We start from the raw sequence: 21,279 nt of genomic DNA, 5'->3' as shown, positions 1-21,279 counted from the left end.
ACGACGCCGATTGTTGGGAAGAGCGACGGCGGCATTGCCGGCCGCATGCCGAAATTCATCCGCCGCGCCGACCCGGCGGTGCTGACCGCATTCGCCTGCATCGTGCTGTTGCTGTTCCTCGGCAGCCTCTATTCCAGAAGCTTCCTGTCGCCTGAGTATCTGCTGCAGCAGCTCAAGGTCGCCTCGTTCCTCGGTGTCGTCGCCACCGGCATGATGCTGGTCGTGCTGCTCGGCCAGATCGATCTGTCGGTGCCATGGTCGGTGGCGGCCGGCGCGATGATGGCCTGCGCGGCGGCCGCTTACGGTCCGGCCGGGGTGGTGTTGGCTATCCCGTTCGGCATCTTCTGCGGCGTGCTGATCGGCATCGTCAACGGCATCGGCGTCGCCTATCTGCGCATTCCCTCGATGATCATCACGCTCGCCACCAATGCCGTCGCGCAAGGGCTGATGGTGGTCTACACCGGCGGCTTCTCCCCGCAGGATTCGGCCACTGGCGCCATGCGCTACCTCGCCACCGGTTTTGCTATTCCCGGCGTGCCCAACGCCGTCATCATCTGGGCCCTGATCGGCGCGGCAATGGTGTTCGTGCTGACCCGCACCGGTTTCGGCCGCACCGTCTACGGCATCGGCAACCGCGAGCGCGCCGCCTATCTCTCCGGCATCGACACAAGACGTGTGGTGATGATCGCCTTTGCCGTCTCCGGCGGGCTCTCGGCCTTTGGGGGCGTGCTTCTGGCCGGCTATGCCTCGAAGGCGGCGCAGTCGATGGGCGATGCCTATCTCTTGCCGTCCATCGCCGCCGTGGTGCTCGGCGGCACCTCAATCCTCGGCGGGCGCGGCTCCTATCTCGGCACCGTCGCCGGTGTCATCCTGATCACGCTGCTGCAATCCATCCTGTCGGTCATGCAGATGCCGGAGGCGGGGCGGCAGATCATCTATGGCGTTGTCATCGTCGCCATGCTGCTGCTCTACGGCCGCGCGCCGGCAAGCCGCTGACTGTGGACGAAGAAGCAGTACAGGCGCCGACAGGCGCTCCCGGCTCAGTGCCTCCGGCCATTGTGGTGATGGGCGTCGCCGGCTGCGGCAAGTCCGCCGTCGGCATCGCGCTGGCGGCTGCTATGGGCGCCGTCTTCATCGAAGGCGACCGGCTCCACCCGCCCGAGAATGTCGCCCGCATGGCGAGCGGCGAGCCGCTCACCGACCAGTTGCGGATGGGTTGGCTCGATGCGATCGGCGAGCGCATCGCGGCATCGGTTGGCGAAGGACAGGGCGTGGTCGCGGCCTGCTCGGCGCTGAAGCGCAGCTATCGCGAACGCCTGCGCGGTTTTTGCCCTGACATCGTCTTCCTCTATCTGGAGATCGACCCAGCGACGGCGCGTGAGCGGGTCGCCAGCCGCAAGGGCCATTTCATGCCGGCAAGCCTGGTTGACAGCCAGTTCGCCATCCTGGAGCCGCCAGGAAGGGATGAGCGGGCCCTGACAATCGATGCGACGCGTCCGGTTGCCGATGCCATTGCCGACGCGATCCGGCGGCTGGCCAGGTCATGAGCCGGTATCGTCGCCTGTCATCGTATGGTCCGAGGCTTCCGTCAGCCTTCGACTGCTGGACCAGATCAGCATCTGTTCGGGAAACAGTTTCAGCGCCTCGAGCAGCCGGTCGCGCTTGAGCAGGATATAGCGTGCCTGCAGCACCATGTCCTTGGCGCCATCCCATCCCGTCTCCGCTTCAGCCGGCAACAATTCCGGGCTGATGACGGCCCGGTATTCGCGGAAGGGAACGGTCTCGAAGGTCGACATGGCAAAGAGCGCCGCTCTGCCCCTTGCGGCGAAATTCGCTGGCGCCGACGCAAGATGCGTCCAGCCGCTTTCGCCGATCGCGACCTCGGTAAAGGTCGAGCCTGCATGGATGGTGTTGGTCATCAGCACCACGCCATTGCGCTTCAGGATCTTCTGAATGCGGATGGTGACCTGATAGGCGTCGTCGCGCTCGAAGACGATGCGGCTCTTGAGGTAGCGGTTCTCGACCTTGACCAGCGGTGGGTTCAGGAAACGCAGGCCGAACATCGATTCCGAGACGCCGTGGGAATTGACACTCACCTGATGTGCCTCGATGCCCGCCTCGTGCAGGGCGCGCTTGCCGATGATGGTCTGCGAGGTGAACTGGTCGCACCAGACGATGGCGCCGTGGCCGTGCTGCAAGGCAGCCTGCAATTCCTCCTGTCCCTCCAGCCGGATTGTCGGGGCCCATCGGAAGCCGGCGAGGTGTGCGGCAAGCTGCAGCCGACGGCGGTGGCGCGCCGCGAGCAATGCCTCGAACAGCTTGCGCGCGTCGATGCTGCCGCCAAGCACTGCGCGCGTCGCGGCAGCGTAGCCAGGAAATTGCTTGCGCATATGGCGTTTCAGGCGAAGCCTGGACATCCGATCGCAGATCGACGCCCACCAGCGCACCGGAACCGAAGCCGCGACCACAAGATAGAAGGCGGCCAGCAGGCTTTCGCGCAGGTCCTGGTTCGAGAACCGGCGCACCCTGCCGGGGTGGACGATTTTGCGGCTGAAGAAGCGTACATCCTCTGCCCGTTCCGGAACGAGAATGTCGGCGATGATTTCACTGCGGAAGGTGGCCGCGGATGGCGGCTTGTGGTTGCGGGATTTTGCGAACCACGACAGCCTCATCGGTCCAGCCTGTTGTCCAAGACCGCTTTACTGCGTTGGCATGGACCGTGCAACCTTGCGACGCCGAGCGCCACGCAGAGGCTCAGATTTGCGACGACAACTCGACCGGAAAATCGTCGTTGTCGGCATCGCGCATGGCGGCGAGGCTTCTGTTATCCAGCACCTCGGCGATCGCCTGGCGCACTTCCAGCATCATGTGCCGGACCTGACAGGTCGCCTCGTCGCAATCCTCGCAGCGCTGGTACTGCGTGCGGCTGGCACAGGGTATCGGCGCCAGCGGCCCGTCCAGCACGCGCACGACATGGCCGATCTTGATCTCGGAGGCCGGGCGGGCGAGCCGATAGCCGCCTTCCTTGCCCTTGCGGCTCAGGACGAAGCCGGCATTGCGCAATTCGCCGAGGATGGCATCGAGGAATTTCTTCGGGATGTTGTTGGCGACGGCGATGTCGTTGACGAAGGCCAATTGGCCCGCCGGTAGGCCAGACAGATGCACGAGGGCCTTGAGGCCGTATTTGCCTTTTTTGTCAGCATGCCCGAGTCAACCCGTTGAAGCCCCAACCACCCCGCATCTGGCGGCTGTTTGTGTGCAAATAATGACGGTTTCGCCGCGCCATGGCATTTCGCGAAAACAAGACGCCAAATGGCACGTTAGGCACAAACGCGTTGATTCTTTGTAACGTTTTGCGGGGATAGCGCCGTATTTGTCATGGCCGATGGCAAAAACGAAGAAAGCCGGCTCATAGCCGGCTTTCCCTTACCCGTTCTTTGTATGCTGTAGCCGTCAGCGGCTGCCATAGGCCTGGTCGAGCAGGCCGCCGGCGGCGAAATGCTCTTTCTGGATCTTGTCCCAGCCGCCGAAGACATCTTCCACCGTCAGCAGACGCACGTCCGGGAAGTCAGCCTTGTATTTGGCGGCGACGGCTGCGTCGCGCACCCGGTTGCCGTTCTGGGCGAGGATGTCCTGGCCTTCGGGCGTGTAGAGGAAATCGAGATAGGTCTTGGCCAGAGCGCGCGTGCCGTGCTCGTCGGCGACCTTGTCGACGATCGCCACCGGGAATTCGGCGAGCAGGCTGACCGAGGGCGTGACCTGCTCGAACTTGTTGTCGCCATACTCCTTGCGGATGCCGCGCGTCTCGGATTCGAAGGTGATCAGCACGTCGCCGATCTCGCGCTGCACGAAGGTGGTGGTCGCGGCGCGACCGCCGGTGTCGAAGATCGGCACATTGTTGAACAGCTTGGTGATGAACTCCTTCACCTTGGCGTCATCGCCCTTGAAGGCTTCCTTGGCGTAGGCGGTGGCGGCCAGATAGGTGTAGCGCGCATTGCCCGAGGTTTTCGGGTTGGGGAAGATCACCTGCACGTCGTCGCGCACCAGATCGTTCCAGTCCTTGATGTGCTTGGGATTGCCGGCGCGGACAAGGAACGAAGGCAGCGAATAGAAGGGCGAGGCGTTGTTGGGAAAGTCCTTCTGCCAGTCGGCGGAGACGAACCCTTTCTTGACCAGGAAATCGATGTCGGTGACCTGGTTGAAAGTGACGACATCGGCGCCGAGGCCCTCGGCGATGGCGCGCGCCTGCGCCGAGGTGCCGGCATGAGACTGGTCGACGCTCACACCCGGATGCCCGGCGACGAAAGCCTTGTTGACCTGGACGAACAGTTCGCGGCCGACGTCATAGGAGGCGTTGAGCAGCTTGTCGGCCGACCAGGCTTGGGAGGATGCGAGGAACAGGCCGGCAACCGTGGCAACACCGAGAAAAAATCGCTTCATGAAAAAGGCTCCGGATGCAATGCGTTTATGCCCAGACCATAGCCGTGGCGTGTGGTGCGCGACGAGGTATGGGGTCGAGAGCTTGGCGCTCCTTGCTAGAAAAACCGTTGCTCGAACAGGCGGATCGTAGGATTTTCTTTCAACTGGAGTCACTCTGTCTCGCCGACCCCTTCAGTCCCTCCTTGGCAAAGGAGATACACATTGTGTATGCGGAGTGCTATGGTGTTGGAAAGGAGTCTTCCATGACAAAGGCCGTCCCTGAGACCCATGCCAAGCCTGTCAATCTGCGCATCCGAGAGGATATACGCATACTGATTGACCGTGCCGCGAAATTACGCGGGAAAACCCGTTCCGACTTCATGATCGATGCCGCCTACCGTGCAGCCGAGGACACGCTGCTCGACCAAACCCTGATCAAGGTGGATCCCGAGAGTTACCGGCATTATCTCGACATCCTTGATGAACCGCCAAGCGGGGAAGGTTTTGCGCGCCTTATGAACGCGCCCAAGCCATGGCAGGACTGATGCTTTCGGCGCCCACGCCCCTGGCCGAAAACCACGATCTCGAACTTTTCCAAAGCGGTACGGAAAGCCTCGACCAATGGCTTCGCCGCAGGGCACGGGCCAACCAGGTCGGTGGCGCGTCGCGGACCTACGTGGTGGCGGAAGGCCCGCGCGTTGTCGGCTATTACTGCCTGTCTTCAGGTGGGCTTGATCTTGCGGAGGCGCCTGGCTCCATCCGCCGCAACATGCCGGATCCCATCCCAATGGTTGTGCTCGGGCGTCTTGCCGTGGACGCGGGCTGGCAAGGGAAGGGGCTGGGTGCAGCGCTGCTGCAAGACGCCGTCCTGCGCGCTGGCAATGCCGCGATGATCCTCGGGATTCGCGGCATTTTTGTTCATGCCATATCGGACGAGGCGAAAGCCTTTTATGAGCACTACGGCTTTGCGGCTTCGCCGAAAAATCCGATGACCTTGGTGCTGTCGTTGAAAGGGCTGGTGAAAGGGTAGGTCACTGCTATCGGACCGAGATGTCCTTTTGGCACACCAAGATCACCCGTGGTCTTGCGCCGCCGGAAACAGCTTCCAACGCCCCGGGCGGAACGCCACCCGGCTTTTCTGCGCCGCGGGGTGATCCACCGGCAGTTCGATCTCGACCCGCTGGCGCTCGCCGCCGATCTCGAGTTCGACGCGCCGTGTTCCGGCGACGCGGCGGCTGGCGGCGACCGTGCCGGCGATGCAGCCGCTGCAGCCGTCGAGCAGTTCGACATCGTGCGGGCGGAAGTAGAGCGTCGCGTCGCCCTCGGGTGCGTGCGGCGCCGACAGCCCGATCGGGCGATCGGCGAGCCAGATCTCGCCATTCTCGACCTTGACCGGAAGCGAGCTCGATTCGCCGATGAAGCCATAGACGAACGGCGAGTTCGGCGTGTCGTAAATGTCGTCCGCGGTGCCAACCTGCTCGATGCGGCCCTGGCTCATCACCACGACGCGGTCGGCAAGCTCCAGCGCTTCTTCCTGGTCATGGGTGACGAAGACGGTGGTGTGCCCGGTGCGGTCATGGATCTCGCGCAGCCAGCGGCGCAATTCGCGGCGCACCTGCGCATCGAGCGCGCCGAATGGCTCGTCGAGCAAAAGCACCTTGGGTTCGATGGCCATGGCGCGGGCGAGCGCGACACGCTGGCGCTGGCCACCGGAGAGCTGTGCAGGATAGCGTTTCTCCAGCCCCGAAAGCTGGACGAGATCGAGAAGCTCGGAGGCGCGGCGGCGGATTTCTGCCGCCGGCGGCCGCGAGGACCCGTGCCGGACTTTCAGGCCGAAGCCGATATTGTCGGCCACCGTCATGTGCCGGAACAGCGCGTAATGCTGGAAGACGAAGCCGACATTGCGCTCCTGGATCGACTTCTGCGAAGCGTCCTCGTCGCCGAAGAAGATTTTTCCCCGCGTCGGCCGCTCCAGCCCGGCGATCAGCCTGAGCAGCGTCGTTTTGCCGGAGCCGGACGGCCCTAGCAGGGCGATCAGTTCGCCCGACTTGATGTCGAGCGACACGTCATGGAGCGCCGGAAACCGCTCGAACTCTTTGCGCACGTTGGCAACGCGAACTTCCATACAAATCCCTCTGTCAATGTCCGCGCGTCGCGGCAAGCTCGGCGCCGTAGCGCATCTCGAGCAGTGTTTTCAAGACCAGCGTGACCAGCGCCAGCCCGGCAAGCAAGGAAGCGACGGCAAAAGCGCCGACGGCGTTGTACTCATTGTAGAGGATTTCGACATGCAGCGGCATGGTGTTGGTCAGGCCGCGTATATGGCCCGACACCACCGAAACCGCGCCGAATTCGCCCATGGCGCGCGCGTTGCACAGGAGCACGCCGTAGAGCAGACCCCATTTGACGTTGGGCAGCGTCACATACCAGAAGGTCTGCCAGCCATTGGCGCCGAGCGAAAGCGCTGCCTCCTCATCGCCATTGCCCTGTTCCTGCATCAGCGGGATCAGTTCGCGGGCGACGAAGGGGAAGGTGACGAAGACGGTGGCGAGCACAATGCCCGGCACCGCGAACAGGATCTGGATGCCATGTCCCTTCAGCCACTCGCCGAGCAACCCTTGTGCGCCGAACAGCAGTACATAGACCAGGCCTGAAATGACCGGCGAAACCGAGAAGGGCAGGTCGATCAGCGTGGTCAGGAACGCCTTGCCCTTGAATTCGAACTTGGCGATCGCCCAGGCGGCGGAGATGCCGAAGATGACATTGAGCGGCACCGAGATCGCGGCGACAAGCAGTGTCAGGTGGATGGCCGAACGTGCGTCCGGCTCGCCCAGCGCTTGCGTATAGGCACCGACGCCTTTCGCCAGCGCCTCGTGGAAGACGATGATCAGCGGCAAAAGCAGGAAGACGCCGAGGAAGACGAAAGCAATGGCCATCAACACGGCCTGTGCGGGACGGCTCTCGGTCACCGCCGCCGAGCGGCTCTCATGGTAGGGTTCGTAGGATTTGATTTCGGGATCAGCCATAGCGCTTGCGGCTCCATGTCTGCACGAGATTGACGACCAGAAGCATGACGAACGACAGCGCCAGCATGATCGCCGCGATCGCGGTCGCCGCCGGATAGTTGTATTCCTCCAGCCGGATGACGATCAAAAGCGGCGCGATCTCGGATTTGTAGGGCAGATTGCCGGCGATGAAGATGACCGAGCCGTATTCACCGACGCCGCGCGCAAAGGCCAGCGAAAAGCCGGTGATGATGGCCGGCGCCAGGCCCGGGAACAGCACGCGGGTGACGATCTGGAAGCGGCTGGCGCCAAGCGTGGCGGCCGCTTCCTCCACCTCCTTGTCGATCTCCTCCATGATCGGCTGCACGGTGCGCACGACGAAGGGCAGGCCGATGAAGACGAGCGCCACGACGATGCCGAGCGGCGTGTAGGCGACCTTGATGCCGAGCGGCATCAGCAACTTGCCGATCCAGCCGTTCGGCGCATAGAGCGTGGTGAGCGCAATGCCGGCCACCGCGGTCGGCAGGGCGAAGGGCAGGTCGACCATGGCATCGACAATGCGGCGGCCGGGAAAGCGGTAGCGCACCAGCACCCAGGCGACCAGCGTGCCGAAGACGACATTGAAGGCCGCCGCGAGGAAGGCGGTGCCGAAGCTGATTTCCAGCGCATTGAGGGTGCGGCGGTCGCTGGCGATCGCCCAGAATTCAGCCCAGCCGAGAGACGCCGAGCGCCAGACCAGCCCGGACAGCGGAATGAGGATAATGAGGGTGAGGTAGGCAAGCGAGAAGCCGAGCGTCAATCCGAAACCCGGAATGACACTCGGCTGTCTGAATCGCCACCCCGCCTGCGCGGGTGCTGTGGTCATGGAGTTCTGGATCGTCCCTTCTTACTCAACCAGACTTGGCTGAAGAAGCCCATTCGCGGGCTTCTTCAGGGTTACCGAACCTCACTGGGCCGGCTTATAGATCTGGTCGAATATACCACCGTCGCCGAAATGATAAGGCTGTGCCTTCTTCCAGCCGCCGAAAAGCGGGTCGTCGATGGAGATCAGCTTGATATCGGGGGTCTTGGGCAGATCGGCCGGGGCCACGAGTTCAGGCTTGGCCGGACGATAGTGGTTCTTGGCGATAATCGTCTGGCCTTCCTTGGAATAGAGCCAGCCGAGATAGGCTTCGGCCACCTTGCGTGTTCCCTTGGCATCGACATTGGCGTCGACGACCGCCACCGGCGGCTCGGCCAGGATCGATGTCGGCGGATAGACGATCTCGAAATTATCGGCGCCGAATTCGTTGAGTGCCAGATAGGCGTCGTTTTCCCAGCCGATCAGCACGTCGCCGATTCCCTTTGCGCGAAGGTGACGGTCGAGCCGCGCGCGCCGGTGTCGAGAACCGGAGCATTGGCGTAGAGCTTGCCGACAAATTCCTTGGTCTTGGCCTCGTCGCCACCATCGTTGGCGTTGGCATAGGCCCAGGCCGCGAGATAGTTCCAGCGGGCGCCGCCGGAGGTCTTCGGGTTGGGCGTGATCACCTGGGTGCCGTCCTTGATCAGGTCGTTCCAGTCGTGGATGCCCTTGGGGTTGCCCTTGCGCACCAGGAAGATGATGGTCGAGGTGTAAGGCGCTGAATTGTTTTCGAATTTCTTGCGCCAGTCGGGATTGATCTTCTTCGACTTCGAGACGATGGCGTTGATGTCGCCCTCGAGCGCCAGCGTTACCACATCGGCGTCGAGGCCGTCGATTACGGCGCGGGCCTGGGCGCCCGATCCGCCATGCGACTGCTGGATGGTCACCGTCTCGCCGGTCTCGGCCTTCCAGTGCGCGGCGAAAGCCTCGTCATAGGCCTTGTAGAGCTCACGCGTCGGATCGTAGGACACGTTGAGTATGGTGGTGTCGGCGAACGCGAAACCGAGCGTGCCGAACTGGACAGATGTGGCGACCAGTGCGCCGAGCAGTTTCCTGAAATGAGGTTTGGTCATTTCTGCCTCCGTTGAACCCGCGCCAAATCTAGCGAATTGATAGAAATTAGATGCATCGAATGTTGCCTTTTTTGCCCTCCTGAAGAAAATCTTGGACGATCTTCCGCCGCATCGGGAAATATTTTCCTCGCCGGCGCGATGCGCGGATTCGATGCCCTATCTAGAGCGGGATGAATTGAGGCTGAATCGAAGGGATTCCCCTAGGGTGGCAAATCTGATTCAACCTTCTTGCTAGGCAAGGAGGTTGGTAAGGATGGGCAAGCCTTATTCGATGGATCTTCGCGAACGGGTTGTTGCGTCGGTTGAGCGGGAGGGGCTGTCGCGACGGCAGGCCTCGGTGCGCTATGGAGTTGGTATCAGCACCGTCATCAGGTGGGTGCGCCGCTTGCGCGAAACGAGCAGCCTTGCACCCGGCAAGATGGGTGGGCACCGGCCGAAGAAGATTGCCGGTGAGCATCGGGACTGGCTTCTGGTGCGCTGCCGGGCCACGGATTTTACGCTGCGCGGTCTTGTGATCGAGCTGGCCGAGCGCGGCCTTGCGGTCGACTACCGCTCGGTGTGGGAGTTCGTCCACGCCGAGAAGCTCAGTCACAAAAAAGACGCTGATCGCGGCTGAGCAGGATCGCCCGGATGTGGCGCGCAGGCGGACACAGTGGGCAAAGTATCAGGACCGCATCGATCCTTCCCGTCTGGTGTTCATCGACGAGACATGGACCAAAACCAACATGGCACCGCTCAGGGGATGGGCGCCGCGCGGCGAGAGGATCAAGGCCAAGGTGCCGCACGGCCATTGGAAGACAATGACCTTCCTGGCGGCGCTGCGTCATGACTGCGTCGATGCACCATGGCTCATCGACGGACCGATCAACGGCGAGCGTTTTCAGCTCTATGTCGACAAGGTTCTCGTCCCAGTCCTCAAGCCCGGCGACATCGTCATCATGGACAATCTCGGCTCACATAAAGGCAAGGCCGTGCGCCGCGCCATCCGCGCGGCCGGCGCCAGGTTGTTCTTGCTGCCCAAATACTCGCCCGATCTGAACCCCATCGAGAAGCTCTTCGCCAAGCTCAAGCATTGGCTGCGCAAGGCTGCCAGACGAACAGTCGAGACCGTCTGCGAAGCCATCGGTCAGATCCTCGGCACCGTCACTTCAACCGAATGCAGAAATTACTTCACCGAGGCCGGGTATGTACCAACCTAAATTCATCCCGCTCTAGGGATGCGCGGTGCCGCGGCAAGGTCGTGGGGGCTTGGTGCGGCATTTACTCGGCGCTCACCGGGAAATCGAAGCGCTGTTTTGGAAAGGGCTCGTGCCCAAGCGTGAAATGCCACCATTCACGGGCATAGTTCTTGAAACCGCCGGCAAGCATGGCCTCGACAAGCAGCTTGCGGTTTGCTGTCGCTTGACTGCCGAGCGGGCGGTGCGCGGTCTCGCTCATCGGGTCGAAACAGTCGAAACCGGTGCCGAAGTCGAGTGTATCGGCGTCGATGGCGCCGCAAGCGGGTTTGGAGACGGATGGACTGTCGACCCGCGCAATCGCGACGTCGACGGTCGAGCCACGCGAATGGGTTGACAGTTCACCGACATAACCCTTGGCGATGAGATCGCCACGCCGGACCCTGGGATACCATTGCGGATCGGACGGGCCGCCCTGGCGTGTCCATTCGCCCATGTCGGCGACGGCGCGGGCAGGGCGGTAGCAGTCGAATACGACCAGTGTCAGGCCTTTTGCGGCGATTGCCTGCTGGACGCCGGCAAGAGCTTGCGCCGCCTGCAGGGTGAGAATGCAGACCGGTGCGTCATAGCCGTTGACCTTGCGGTGCAGGAAATTGCCCGATCCGGCGTAGCGCATGTCCTGGCGGATCGACGTGGCGATATCGGCGAGGCGGACGAAGCCGGTGGGGAGGGGGGTGGCATGTGCTGGCGGGACGGAAGCGGCAACCGTCAGCGCGTAAAAGCCAACGCGCAGAATCGCCTGGCGCACTCTATTCAACGAACACTTTCACGCTGGCCGCGCGCCCGGCCGCGTCGATCACGGTCAACGTCGAGTAGCCGGCACCGTCCGGTTGCCAGGTCGCGGTGCGGCGGCGGTCGAGGCCAACCAGCGGCTTGCCGTTCGCAAGCCAGCGGAATGGCGCACGGCCGCCTTGCAGTTTCAGCACCAGCGGCGTGGCATCGGCGGAATTGGTGGCAAGGTCGACGCGGGCGCCGTCCGGCGGGAAGATGATGGTTGGCGCGGGTTCGGTCGGTGTCGCCTGCACCAGGCCATCGGCGCCGGCGCCGAAGCGGGCGAGCGTCACCGGCAGGTCCTCGCGCTTGGGGGTGAAGGCGCCGGGCGGTTTGCCCGGCAGCGGCACGGTGGCCAGGCCCGAGCGGACAAAGCCCTCGAACAGGATCGGGGCGGCCGAGACATAACCGGAAAGACCCGGCACGGCGCTGGCGTCGGGACGTCCGACCCAGACACCAAGCACATAGCGGCCGTCGAAGCCGACCGACCAGGCGTCGCGGTAGCCGTAAGAGGTGCCGGTCTTGTAGGCGATCCCGCGCTGCAAGGCGCCTTCCGGCGGTTTTACTCCTGAGAGAATGTCGATGATCTGCCAGTTCGCCTGGTCGTTGAGGATGGTGGCGGTGGTGCGTTCGGCGTTCGCCGGCTCGGTGCCGTCATGCAGCGTGTGCGTTTTGCCGCCATTGGCGAGCCCCGTATAGAGCTGGACGAGGTCGCGCAGCGTGACGCCAACGCCGCCGAGGCCGATGGCCAGGCCCGGCGCTTCGTTGATCGGCAGGATCGGGTTGACGCCGGCCTGGCGGAAGCGCGCCGTCAGCCGCGCCGGGCCGACCGCGTCGAGCACGCGGATCGCCGGCACGTTGAGCGACAATTGCAGCGCCTGGCGAATCGAGACATCGCCCTGGTAGCCCATGTCGAAATTCTTTGGCCGGTAGCCGGCGAAATCGACCGGGCTGTCCTCGATCAGTGTTTCCTGCGCCACCAGTCCCTGTTCGAAGGCAAGGCCATAGATGAACGGCTTCAGCGTTGAGCCGGGCGAACGCACGATCTTGGTCATGTCGATCCAGCCGGAGCGGCTGGCGTCGAAGAAATTGGCCGAGCCGACTTCGCCCAGAATGTCGCCGGTGCGCGAGTCGGCCAGCACCATGGCGACGGAGAGACGCGGCCCAAGCTTGGTGGCAGCATCGCGCGCCACCTGTTCCAGGCCTTCCTGGACGCTTTTGCGGATGGTCAGTTTGAGCGGCTGGCCGGGAACGGCCCTGGGCAGCATTGCATAGGCGGCGTGCGCGGCGAGCGCCGGCAAGGTGCGGCGCAGGCCCGACACATCGTCAAGGGCGGCGCGTGCGGCCTCGCGTTCGCCGATCAGGCCCGACGAGACCATGCGGGTCAGCACGCGGTCGCGGGCGGCGTGGGCGATTTCGAGGTTGCGGTCGGGTCGGCGCTTTTCCGGCAATTGCGGCAAGGCGACGAGCAGCGCGGCTTCGGAGACGGTGAGCCGCTTCGGTTCCTTGCCGAAATAGGCAAGCGAAGCGGCGCGCACCCCTTCCAGATTGCCGCCATAGGGCGCCAGCGTGAGATAGCGTTCGAGGATCTCATTCTTCGACAGCCGCCGCTCGATCTGGATGGCGCGCAGCATCTGCTTGATCTTGGAGCCGAGGCTGCGGCTTTCGCGCGGCTCGATCAGGCGGGCAAGCTGCATCGACAGGGTCGAGCCGCCGGAGACGATGTGGCCGCTGGTGACGAGCTGGCCCGCCGCGCGGCCAAGCGCCAGCACGTCGACGCCCTGATGATCCCAGAAGCGCTTGTCCTCATAGGTGACCAGCATGTCGACGAACTGCTTGTCGACCTGGTCGAGCCGGGTTTCGAGCCGCCAGTAACCGTCCGGTGTGGCGAAGGCGCGCAACAGCTGGCCGTCGCGGTCCTGGACTTCGGTGGAGACCGTGAGTTCCGCAGGCAAGGGCGGCGGGAAGGCGCGGTCGAGCTCCCAGAGTGCGGCGGCGGAAAGAGCCAAGAGGCCTACGCAGGAAGCTGCGGTTATGGCGGCGCGGCGCAGGAATTTTCTTGAAAGCATGGCGCTGCCCTTCATCCACCTGCCGGCACCTTCTCCCCGTATAGTGACGGGGAGAAGGGGGCTGTCGTCTGCGCAATCGCCATTTGCATGATGGTCACCATCGGCGCCTTACGGCGCCTTGATCTCCATCATGCCGGTGGCGGTGCGGGCCGAAAATTGCGGCCGGTACATGTCTTCCACCGTTGCCGCCGGATGGGCGTAGGTGCCCGGCGTCACGGCGCGCACGACATAGGCGAGCGTCAGATTGTGGTCGTGGTCGCCGTCGGCAGGGTTGAATGCCGCGACAAAACGGTCGTCGCGGAATTCGAGATGGGCGGCGTCGGTCTGTGCCAGCCAGGAGAAGTTCGTCAATTGCGCGCTGGAGACCAGGCCGGGATTGTCGATCTCGAAGCCGGCCGGCAACAGGTCGGTGACCAGCAGGCGCGACGGCCAGCTGTTCTGCTCGGTGACCTTGAGCACGACGACATAGCGTTCGTTCTGGGTTGCCTCCATCACATTGGCTTCGGTGCCATCGAGCTTGTAGTAGGTGCGGTCGATGGTGAAGCCGTCACCGCCGGCCGGCAGGGGCTGGATCGGCGACGCCACGGTGGTGACGACGGCCTGCAGCGGGGTCTTGCCGGTGTTGGCGATTTCGAGCGGGCTGTCGACCAATTCGGAGCCGTTGACCTGGTTGGAATAGCCGCCCGAATGCGGCGCGCCATTGACGGTCAGCGTTATCGAGTCATTGCCTTCCTTCAGCGCGCGGGCCGCCAGCAGCATCCAGGAATCGTCCTGGGTGCTGGTCCAGCGGACTTCGGCGCGTTCCCTGGTCACCAGCTTGATCAGTTCCGGCACGATCGACGAAACCGGCTTCGATTCCGCCGCCAGCGACAGCATCGCAGCGCCGTCACGCAGCGCCGAGCCGTAGTCGGAGCGGTACCAGTCGTAGTCGGTTTGCGACTTGGCGAGCTGCAGCGCGGTCTTGAACGTTGCCTCCGAGCGCTGTGTGTCGCCATAGAGCGCAAGGCTCGCCGCCAGCTGGGCGACGGCCATCGGGCTCGAGAAGGCTTCGAGCTGGGTGTCGGCATAGTAGCGCAGATCGCCGATCGAGGCCTTCTTGTTGCGGGCGAGAACATAGAGGGCGTAGGCGATCTCGCTGCCGCGGTCCTGTACGCTCTGGTCGTAGCCGAGCGAGTTCTGCAGGTTGCTCAGCGCCTGGTTCATGGCCAGCGCCGGCACGTCGTATTTCTGCTCGCGCGCCCTGGTCAGGAACTCGCTGACATAGGCGTCGAGCCACAGATCGCCGGAACCCGGACCCCACAGCCCGAAGCTGCCGCTCGAGGACTGGTAGCTCAAGACCTTGTAGATGGCATCCTGGATACGGCCATGCAGGTCGGGGTCGCTTTCCATGCCGATGCCAGAGGCCATCTCATTGACGTAGAGAAGCGGCATGGCGCGGCTGGTCGTCTGCTCGGCGCAACCATAGGGGTAGCGGTCGAGCGTCATCAGCAGTGACGGCACGTCGAAGGCAGCCGCCTGCGAAACGCCGACACTGACGGAAGCGCCGTCAAGCAGGCTTGCCGCCAGCAGCTCCTTGTCAATGCGCAGCGCACCGCCATTGCCCTTGAGGTCGACCACAAGGCGCGTGGTGACCGGCAATTGCGCCGGGCGCACCGGCACGTAGAGCGTCTGCTCAACCTTGGTGCCGTCGGCATGCGCCAGCTTGATGGTGAGCGAGGCATTGCCCGGCGTCTTTGCGATCAGCGGCACGGTCAGCGTCTGGCGCTTGCCCTGGGCGAGCGTCAGCTTCTGGGGCAGGGGCTTGTCGCCGGTCGACAGGTCGCCTGTCGTGTCGATCGAGAAGGCATAGTCGCCGGCTGGGCCGTCGGTGTCGGCCACGTCGAGCCGCATGACGGCGGCATCGCCGGGCGCCAGGAAGCGCGGCAGGCCGGCGGTGATGACGACGGGATCGCGCACGATGACGTCGGACTGGGCATGGCCGACCGCTTCCTTGGTCCAGGCGACGGCCATGACGCGCACGGTGCCGTTGAACTGCGGGATGTCGAAGTCGATCCGTGCCTTGCCGTCGGCGTCGAGCTGGACGGGGCCGGAGAAGAAGGCGACCAGCTTTTCGGTGGGCGGGCTGCCTTGCGCCTGCATGTTGGCGCCGTCACCGCCGGTCCTGAGCTTGCCGGTGGTGCCGAGCGAGCCGTCGATCAGGCGGCCATAGATGTCGCGGATCTCCATGCCCAGCATGCGCTGGCCGAAGAACCAGTTCTCCGGATCCGGCGCCTTATAGTTGGTCAGATTGAGGATGCCGACATCGACGGCGGCAACCATGACATAGGCGTTGGTGCCCGGCTGCACGCCGACCACGGAAACCGGGATCGACAGCTGCTGGCGCGGCATCGTTTTGTCCGGCGGCGCCAGCGTGACCGCGAGCTTCTTGGCACCCGGATCGACCGTCAGCCATTTCACGCCGATGGCGCGGGCCGGCATGCGTGTTTCCTGCGCATCGCCCGGCCGGAACAGGGTTGCCGTTACATAGGCACCGGCGCCCCAATCATCACCGACCGGGATGTCGACGGTGCTGCCGCCGGCCGGCACGGTGGCCGTGATGGTCTTCAACAGCTTGTCGGAGCCGATATTGATCAGAAGTTCGCCGGCAAAATGCGGCGAGACTTTCAGCTTGGCCACCTCGCCCGCGGCATAATTGTCCTTGTCGAGAGCGATCTCGAGGCCGTCAGGCGTTTCAGTGGTGGTCGAGGCGACATACCAGCCGGCATCGAATTCATAGCTGGTGGCAGGCCCTTCGGGGTCCGAGGTTTCGACCTCGAGCCGGTACTGGCCCCAGTCGACCGGAACGGAGACGGTGGCGTCGCCATCGGCGCTAAGGTCGATCTGGCCGTTGGCGATCGACTTGGTCAAGGAGACCGGCTCGTAGTTCCAGGAATTGTTGTTACGGTACCACTGGTAATTGCGTTCGACCTTGACCAGCGTCCACTGCGCGCCTTTCAGCGCCTCGCGCTTGCCGGCCGGATCGACGGCGATCAGGCTGAACTTGGCCGTGCCGCCCTGCGGCACTTCATCATCGGCGAAATCCGGACGGATGCCGATCATATGGCCTTGCGGGCGGATGCCGATATTGAGCGAGCGCTCGATGGCGCGGCCACCGGTTTCGCGCATGCGCACCGTCACCTTACCGTTGACCAGCTTGGTGGTCGAGGGCAACTGGTCGACAGTGATCGGAAAGGTCGCCTTGCCGTCATCGCCAACCACGGGCAGGTCGGTGAGTGGCGTGACCGTGGGCTCCGCCGACTGCTCGTCGGCGAGGCCGAAGGAGAAGTTGGGGAAGCGGTCCCAGTCGCGCGCCGTCGACAGCGTCAACTCGCCTTCCAGCGCCAGGCCCGCCGCCGGCGCGCCATAGAGGAAGCGGCCGTCAATGTTGATGTTGGCGGTTTCGCCGCGCTCGATCTCCTGCTTGTCGGCCTTCATGTCGAATTCGATGCGATCCGGCACGAAATCCTCGACCAGGAACATCTGCGTGGCGACGGCCGGCTGCTTGGGATCGGTGTAGATCGACACCGACCAGGTGCCGCGCATCGCGTTGGGTTCGAGCGGCAGGTCGACGGCATGGCCACCGGCTGAAGCGCCGTCGCTGACGATGCGGCGGTCCTCGACGCCGTCGGGACGAGAGAAGATGAAGGTCAGCGGCAGATTCTCCACCGCCTTGGCGGCGCCATCGCGGGCAAGGGCGGCAACATGGACATCCTCGCCGGCACGATAGATGCCGCGTTCGGTCCAGGCATAGACGTCGAGCGCGCCGGGCGCCGCGCGTCCGGTGACGCCGCGGTCGGACAGGTCGAAACCGGCCTTGGACATGTCGAGGAAGACGAAATCATTGTCGCCCTGCTTGGCCATCAGCACGGCCGGCACCATGCCGCCGTCGCCCCGCGTCAGGCCGGGATTGAAGACGGCGTGGCCGTCGGCATCCGACGTCGCGGTGCCGAGAACCTCGTTGTTCCTGGCAACCAGCGTCAGTTCGGCGCCGGCTATAGGCTTGGCCGAGCCCAGCGAACGGGCAAAGACATTGAGACCGTCCTGACCGGTATAGGTCGACAGGCCGATGTCGGAGACGACGAACCACTGTGTGGCCAGCGAACCGTAATCGTCGCTCTTGTCGTTGACGGCCTGGGCGGTCAGCACATAGACGCCGGGCTTGCGCTGCGGCAGCGCTTCATCGACCGGGAAGGAGGTGGTGACCTCCTTGTTGAGGTCGTTGACGATGTCGAGCTGGCCCTTCCAGACCGGCGCGCCCATCTGCTCGGAAATGTTGGAGATGTCATAGCTGTCGAGTTGGTGCAGGAACTGGTAGCCCGACAGAAGCTGCGCCAGCGAACGATCGCCGATGCGGTAGAGCTTCATTTCGGCGGCGTTCATGTTGACGGTGACGACCGGAATGCCACGGCGTGCGCCGGCCGGCAGCACGAAGCTGTCGCCGGTGAAGCGGGCGGATGGCGCGCGGTCCTGCACATAGATCGACAGCACCACCGGAGCGGCGGTCACTTCGCCGATGGCCGCCGGCAGGCCGGCGCGGAAGGTGACGTCATAATGCTGGCCGTGTTCGAGCCCTTCGACGCAGATCTGCTTGTCCTTGGCCTCGACGCCTTTCGGCGGCGCGTTGTCGACGGTCACGAACTGCGCATAGTCGACGCCGGTTTTGACCAGTTCCTCGGAGAATTGCGCGCAAATGCGCGGCGCGCTGGTGTCGGCATCGACACTGTGGTCGATGACACGGAAACCCTTGCGGGCCTTCAGATCGGCATAGTCGGCCTGCACGGCCGGCGACGTCACCAGCGCAAGGCTGGCTTCATAGGCCTGCAGCGCCGGGCGGTAGAGATCGCGCTTGTCGAGGCCGGCGCCGAGCAGCGCCAGAACGTCGGCGCGCGTCTTGGTGGTGCGCAGCAACTTATAGGCGTTGAAGGCGGCCGAAGTGGCGTTCATCGGGAAGGTGGACGCTTCGGAGGTATTGGTGGCAGGCTGCACGGCCAGCGTTTCGCGCGCCAAATTGAGCCAGAGCTGGCCATCGTCGGGCATTGCCGAGACCGCGGACTCGTATTTCTGCATGGCGGAGCGATGGTCGCCTGTCAGAACGGCCTGTTCGGCGGAGCCGATCAGGGCGGCCATGCCTTCGGTCGGCTTGTCAAAGGCCGGGCCAAGCAGCCTGTTGCGGTATTGCTGGGCCTGATCGGCCATCCAGTTGGGGAAAAAGGCGAGTTCCGGCGGGGCGCCGATATCGGGATCGCCGTCGATGTTGACGATCTTGCCCGCAACCGCTCCGTTGAAGGGCTTCAACTGGTTGTAGTCGGATTTGAGAAAGCACCATTTGGCCTTGGTGTTGTAGGTGAAGGCGCGGCAGGCCGGATCGCCAAGGCATGTCGTCTTGCACTGGTCGAGGGTGACATTCTGGTCGGATCTGAGATCAAAGCCGAAATAATCGGAATTGTCGGTCGTTGCGATTCGCCGGGCCTCGGCCGCTTGCGCGACGCTGTTCCAGGCTAAGACATTGGCCCAGGCGAAGAAGAGAAGGATCAGGATCGACAGACCACGAGCCGCGCGCATTGCCATAACACCCTCCAGACAATTGCAGACGTCCAGGCATGTTCAAGCTTCAGTCAAGCTTGTCAACACAAGGACGCGGCAGGGTTCCGCCTGCCAACGGTTTCCTTTCCGGCCAATGACCGGTAGTACCTCCATAGGACAGGGGATCACGCATTCTTGCGGCGACGCAAAAGGTGTGAATTCCAAGCCCGTCCTATTTCAGACAATTGGATTGTGGCCCCTTTACGAGCGCTTCAGAACTTCATTCCAATTTTAGTTTTGTAACCTAGGTTGTCTTAATGCCGGCGCATGAAGAGCAGATGTCAGGAGGGACCGCGCCAGGGCGCGCTCTTCCGCGCGCCCTGCTTTTGGCCATGATTTGCGCGACCGTGCTGGTTGCCGAATCGCAGCCTGCGGCTGCTTTCGAGCTTTTCGGCATCAAGCTGTGGGGATCGTCCAACGACGAGGACGCCGACATTGTCGACCCGCTGCGCTATGCCGTGACCATCACCGTGCCCGATGCCGACAAGGACCTTATCAAGAAGCTTGAAAACGCCTCGTCGCTGAAAGGCGACGAGGACCGCCCGGTTTCGGGCTCGCTCGGGCTGATGGCAAAGGCGCGCAGCGACCGTGAACAGCTGGTCGCCGCCCTCTACGCTGATGCCCGCTACGAAGGCGTGGTGACCATCACCATCGACGGCAAGCCGATCGACGAATTGCCGCCGGACGCTGAATTCAAGGGTCCGCAGCCGATTCCGGTGGCGATCAACATCGCCGCCGGGCCTAAATTCACGCTTGGCAACATCAGGCTGGAAGGCGACGCGGCCGGGCTGATGAGCGCCGATTATGGCCTGATATCAGGCGGCGACGCCGGGTCGGGCGCGGTGCTCAAGGCCGAGGCGCTGATCGTGCGGACGCTGAAGGAGCAGGGCAGGCCGCTGGCCAAGGTGACCGACCGGCAGATCGTCGCCGACCACGCGACCTCGACGCTCGACGTGACGCTGACGGTGGCAGCCGGTCCGGTCGCCGGCTATGGCGCGACGACGGTGGAAGGCACCGAGAAGGTCGACCGCGACTTCACCGAGTACATGACCGGGCTGAAGCGCGGCAAGCAGTACTCACCGCAGGAGATCAGCGACGCGCGCGACAGGCTGCTGGCACTCGAGGTCTTCAACAGCGTGACGTTCAAGGAAGCCGACAAGCTCGACGCCGACGGCAACATTCCGATCGGCGTCCAGGTCAGCGAGCGCAAGCCGCGCTATTTCGGGCTGGGCGGCACCTTCTCGAACACCGAGGGCCTTGGCCTGGAAGGCTATTGGGGGCATCGCAACCTGTTCGGCCACGCCGAAAAGCTGCGCATCGACGGTGCCATCAGCGGCATCGGCAACAACAAACTGTCCGAGCTGAACTACAATGCCGGCATCATGTTCGAGAAACCCGGCGTGATCGGACCGGCGTCGAAGTTCTTCGCCAGCGTCAAGACAGTGCTCGAGCATCCGGACGCCTACGACCATTTCTCGGTCAAGGGCAGCACCGGCCTGTCCTATGAACTCGACAAGAAGCAGACCGTTTCGGCGGAAGTGGCGCTCGACTATTCCAGGATCACGGATGCGTTCGGCAAACACAAATATCTGATCGCCAGCATTCCGCTGCAATATGTCTACGACAACAGGGACAACCGGCTGAATCCGACCACGGGCTTCCGGCTGCTGGCCTATGCCGAGCCGAGCTACGACATTATGAGCGGCGCGGCCTTCCTCAAGCTGAAGGGCGAGGGATCGGCCTATCAGTCGCTGGATACGGCCTCGAAGTTCGTGCTGGCCGAGCGCGTCGCCGTCGGTTCGATCGTCGGCACCGGGCTGGAGAACGTTCCGGCCGACCGGCGTTTCTATTCCGGCGGCGGCGGTTCGGTGCGCGGCTATGCCTATCAGGGTATCGGCCCGAAAGACTTCACCGGCCAGCCGATCGGCGGCCTGTCCTTCTTCGAGACCTCGGTCGAGATGCGCATCGCCGTCACCGACACGATCGGCATCGTGCCGTTCGTCGATGCCGGCACGGTGTCGACCAGGTCGATGCCCAATTTCTCCGACGTCAAGGTCGGCGCCGGTGTCGGCCTGCGCTACGTCACACCGTTCGGGCCGCTGCGCATTGATGCCGCCGTGCCGCTCAACCGCGATCCCAGTGATCCGCATTTCGGCATCTATGCCGGCATCGGGCAGGCGTTTTGAC

15 protein-coding genes and 1 pseudogene are annotated in these 21,279 nt (G+C 63.7%); 6 read left to right on the top strand and 10 right to left on the bottom strand.

Features of this window, described 5'->3' with window-relative positions; genetic code table 11:
- The first annotated feature begins 45 nt into the window (after window positions 1–45).
- On the top strand, window positions 46–996 hold the full coding sequence (locus HB778_RS01745; protein WP_183464956.1) for an ABC transporter permease: 951 nt from the start codon (window positions 46–48) through the stop codon (window positions 994–996).
- A 2-nt stretch (window positions 997–998) separates the two neighbouring features.
- Window positions 999–1,547 (top strand): gluconokinase, encoded by a 549-nt coding sequence (locus HB778_RS01740; protein WP_183460978.1) that lies wholly within the window; start codon window positions 999–1,001, stop codon window positions 1,545–1,547.
- Here HB778_RS01740 and HB778_RS01735 read toward each other — a convergent pair.
- The 3 genes from HB778_RS01735 to HB778_RS01725 all read right to left on the bottom strand — a co-directional run bounded on the left by HB778_RS01735 (window position 1,542) and on the right by HB778_RS01725 (window position 4,440).
- Window positions 1,542–2,672, bottom strand: coding sequence for a hypothetical protein (locus HB778_RS01735; RefSeq protein WP_183460976.1), 1,131 nt, complete (start codon window positions 2,670–2,672; stop codon window positions 1,542–1,544). The genes HB778_RS01740 and HB778_RS01735 overlap by 6 nt on opposite strands.
- 82 nt (window positions 2,673–2,754) lie before the next feature.
- Window positions 2,755–3,165, bottom strand: coding sequence for an RrF2 family transcriptional regulator (locus tag HB778_RS01730; protein WP_183460974.1), 411 nt, complete (start codon window positions 3,163–3,165; stop codon window positions 2,755–2,757).
- A gap of 288 nt (window positions 3,166–3,453) precedes the next feature.
- Complete coding sequence (locus HB778_RS01725; RefSeq protein ID WP_183460972.1) at window positions 3,454–4,440, bottom strand: sulfate ABC transporter substrate-binding protein; 987 nt, start codon at window positions 4,438–4,440, stop codon at window positions 3,454–3,456.
- Between the two features lie 242 nt (window positions 4,441–4,682).
- Here HB778_RS01725 and HB778_RS01720 point away from each other — a divergent pair, with 242 nt between their 5' ends.
- Together HB778_RS01720 and HB778_RS01715 are read left to right on the top strand one after the other, a co-directional pair.
- Complete coding sequence (locus HB778_RS01720) at window positions 4,683–4,964, top strand: DUF1778 domain-containing protein (RefSeq protein ID WP_183460970.1); 282 nt, start codon at window positions 4,683–4,685, stop codon at window positions 4,962–4,964.
- Complete coding sequence (locus HB778_RS01715) at window positions 4,964–5,449, top strand: GNAT family N-acetyltransferase (RefSeq protein ID WP_183464955.1); 486 nt, start codon at window positions 4,964–4,966, stop codon at window positions 5,447–5,449. The genes HB778_RS01720 and HB778_RS01715 overlap by 1 nt, the downstream gene beginning before the upstream one ends.
- Before the next feature lie 42 nt (window positions 5,450–5,491).
- On the opposite strand, the gene HB778_RS01710 is transcribed toward HB778_RS01715, so the two are convergent.
- The 4 genes and pseudogenes from HB778_RS01710 to HB778_RS01695 form a co-directional block, all read right to left on the bottom strand.
- Window positions 5,492–6,544, bottom strand: coding sequence for a sulfate/molybdate ABC transporter ATP-binding protein (locus HB778_RS01710; protein ID WP_183460967.1), 1,053 nt, complete (start codon window positions 6,542–6,544; stop codon window positions 5,492–5,494).
- Between the two features lie 13 nt (window positions 6,545–6,557).
- On the bottom strand, window positions 6,558–7,442 hold the full coding sequence (cysW, locus tag HB778_RS01705; RefSeq protein WP_183460966.1) for a sulfate ABC transporter permease subunit CysW: 885 nt from the start codon (window positions 7,440–7,442) through the stop codon (window positions 6,558–6,560).
- The gene (cysT, locus tag HB778_RS01700; RefSeq protein ID WP_183460964.1) at window positions 7,435–8,286 is read right to left on the bottom strand and encodes a sulfate ABC transporter permease subunit CysT; all 852 of its coding nucleotides are present in this window, start codon (window positions 8,284–8,286) and stop codon (window positions 7,435–7,437) included. The genes cysW and cysT overlap by 8 nt, the downstream gene beginning before the upstream one ends.
- An 81-nt stretch (window positions 8,287–8,367) precedes the next feature.
- Window positions 8,368–9,395 (bottom strand): annotated as a pseudogene (locus tag HB778_RS01695) (sulfate ABC transporter substrate-binding protein).
- Window positions 9,396–9,648: 253 nt separating this feature from the next.
- On the opposite strand from HB778_RS01695, the gene HB778_RS01690 reads away from it, so the two are divergent.
- Window positions 9,649–10,594, top strand: a protein-coding gene (locus tag HB778_RS01690) for an IS630 family transposase (protein ID WP_183455851.1) whose coding sequence is annotated in 2 segments (ribosomal slippage) — window positions 9,649–9,987 and window positions 9,989–10,594 — 945 coding nt in all. Because the reading frame shifts where the segments join, the coding sequence is not laid out codon by codon here.
- 61 nt (window positions 10,595–10,655) lie between these two features.
- On the opposite strand, the gene HB778_RS01685 is transcribed toward HB778_RS01690, so the two are convergent.
- The 3 genes from HB778_RS01685 to HB778_RS01675 all read right to left on the bottom strand — a co-directional run bounded on the left by HB778_RS01685 (window position 10,656) and on the right by HB778_RS01675 (window position 19,077).
- Window positions 10,656–11,387 carry a M15 family metallopeptidase gene (locus tag HB778_RS01685; protein WP_183460962.1) on the bottom strand — a complete coding sequence of 244 codons (732 nt, stop codon included), beginning with the start codon at window positions 11,385–11,387 and terminating at the stop codon, window positions 10,656–10,658.
- Window positions 11,380–13,470 carry a penicillin-binding protein 1C gene (pbpC, locus tag HB778_RS01680; RefSeq protein ID WP_244661760.1) on the bottom strand — a complete coding sequence of 697 codons (2,091 nt, stop codon included), beginning with the start codon at window positions 13,468–13,470 and terminating at the stop codon, window positions 11,380–11,382. The genes HB778_RS01685 and pbpC overlap by 8 nt, the downstream gene beginning before the upstream one ends.
- 108 nt (window positions 13,471–13,578) lie before the next feature.
- Complete coding sequence (locus tag HB778_RS01675; RefSeq protein WP_183460958.1) at window positions 13,579–19,077, bottom strand: alpha-2-macroglobulin family protein; 5,499 nt, start codon at window positions 19,075–19,077, stop codon at window positions 13,579–13,581.
- A gap of 272 nt (window positions 19,078–19,349) precedes the next feature.
- On the opposite strand from HB778_RS01675, the gene HB778_RS01670 reads away from it, so the two are divergent.
- On the top strand, window positions 19,350–21,278 hold the full coding sequence (locus HB778_RS01670) for an autotransporter assembly complex protein TamA (RefSeq protein WP_183460956.1): 1,929 nt from the start codon (window positions 19,350–19,352) through the stop codon (window positions 21,276–21,278).
- Window position 21,279: the final 1 nt, after the last annotated feature.

The sequence above is a fragment of the Mesorhizobium huakuii genome, from assembly GCF_014189455.1.
In the GTDB taxonomy this organism is placed as follows: domain Bacteria; phylum Pseudomonadota; class Alphaproteobacteria; order Rhizobiales; family Rhizobiaceae; genus Mesorhizobium; species Mesorhizobium huakuii_A.
This window is presented reverse-complemented; position numbering and strand designations above follow the sequence as displayed.

Excerpts from the sequence above, each read along its gene's own strand:
- HB778_RS01745 (WP_183464956.1), top strand. The coding sequence starts at position 46 with ATGCCGAAATTCATCCGCCGCGCCGACCCGGCGGTGCTGACCGCATTC.
- HB778_RS01735 (WP_183460976.1), bottom strand. The coding sequence starts at position 2,672 with ATGAGGCTGTCGTGGTTCGCAAAATCCCGCAACCACAAGCCGCCATCC.
- HB778_RS01725 (WP_183460972.1), bottom strand. The coding sequence starts at position 4,440 with ATGAAGCGATTTTTTCTCGGTGTTGCCACGGTTGCCGGCCTGTTCCTC.
- HB778_RS01720 (WP_183460970.1), top strand. The coding sequence starts at position 4,683 with ATGACAAAGGCCGTCCCTGAGACCCATGCCAAGCCTGTCAATCTGCGC.
- HB778_RS01715 (WP_183464955.1), top strand. The coding sequence starts at position 4,964 with ATGCTTTCGGCGCCCACGCCCCTGGCCGAAAACCACGATCTCGAACTT.
- HB778_RS01710 (WP_183460967.1), bottom strand. The coding sequence starts at position 6,544 with ATGGAAGTTCGCGTTGCCAACGTGCGCAAAGAGTTCGAGCGGTTTCCG.
- cysW (WP_183460966.1), bottom strand. The coding sequence starts at position 7,442 with ATGGCTGATCCCGAAATCAAATCCTACGAACCCTACCATGAGAGCCGC.
- cysT (WP_183460964.1), bottom strand. The coding sequence starts at position 8,286 with ATGACCACAGCACCCGCGCAGGCGGGGTGGCGATTCAGACAGCCGAGT.
- pbpC (WP_244661760.1), bottom strand. The coding sequence starts at position 13,470 with ATGCTTTCAAGAAAATTCCTGCGCCGCGCCGCCATAACCGCAGCTTCC.
- HB778_RS01675 (WP_183460958.1), bottom strand. The coding sequence starts at position 19,077 with ATGGCAATGCGCGCGGCTCGTGGTCTGTCGATCCTGATCCTTCTCTTC.
- HB778_RS01670 (WP_183460956.1), top strand. The coding sequence starts at position 19,350 with ATGCCGGCGCATGAAGAGCAGATGTCAGGAGGGACCGCGCCAGGGCGC.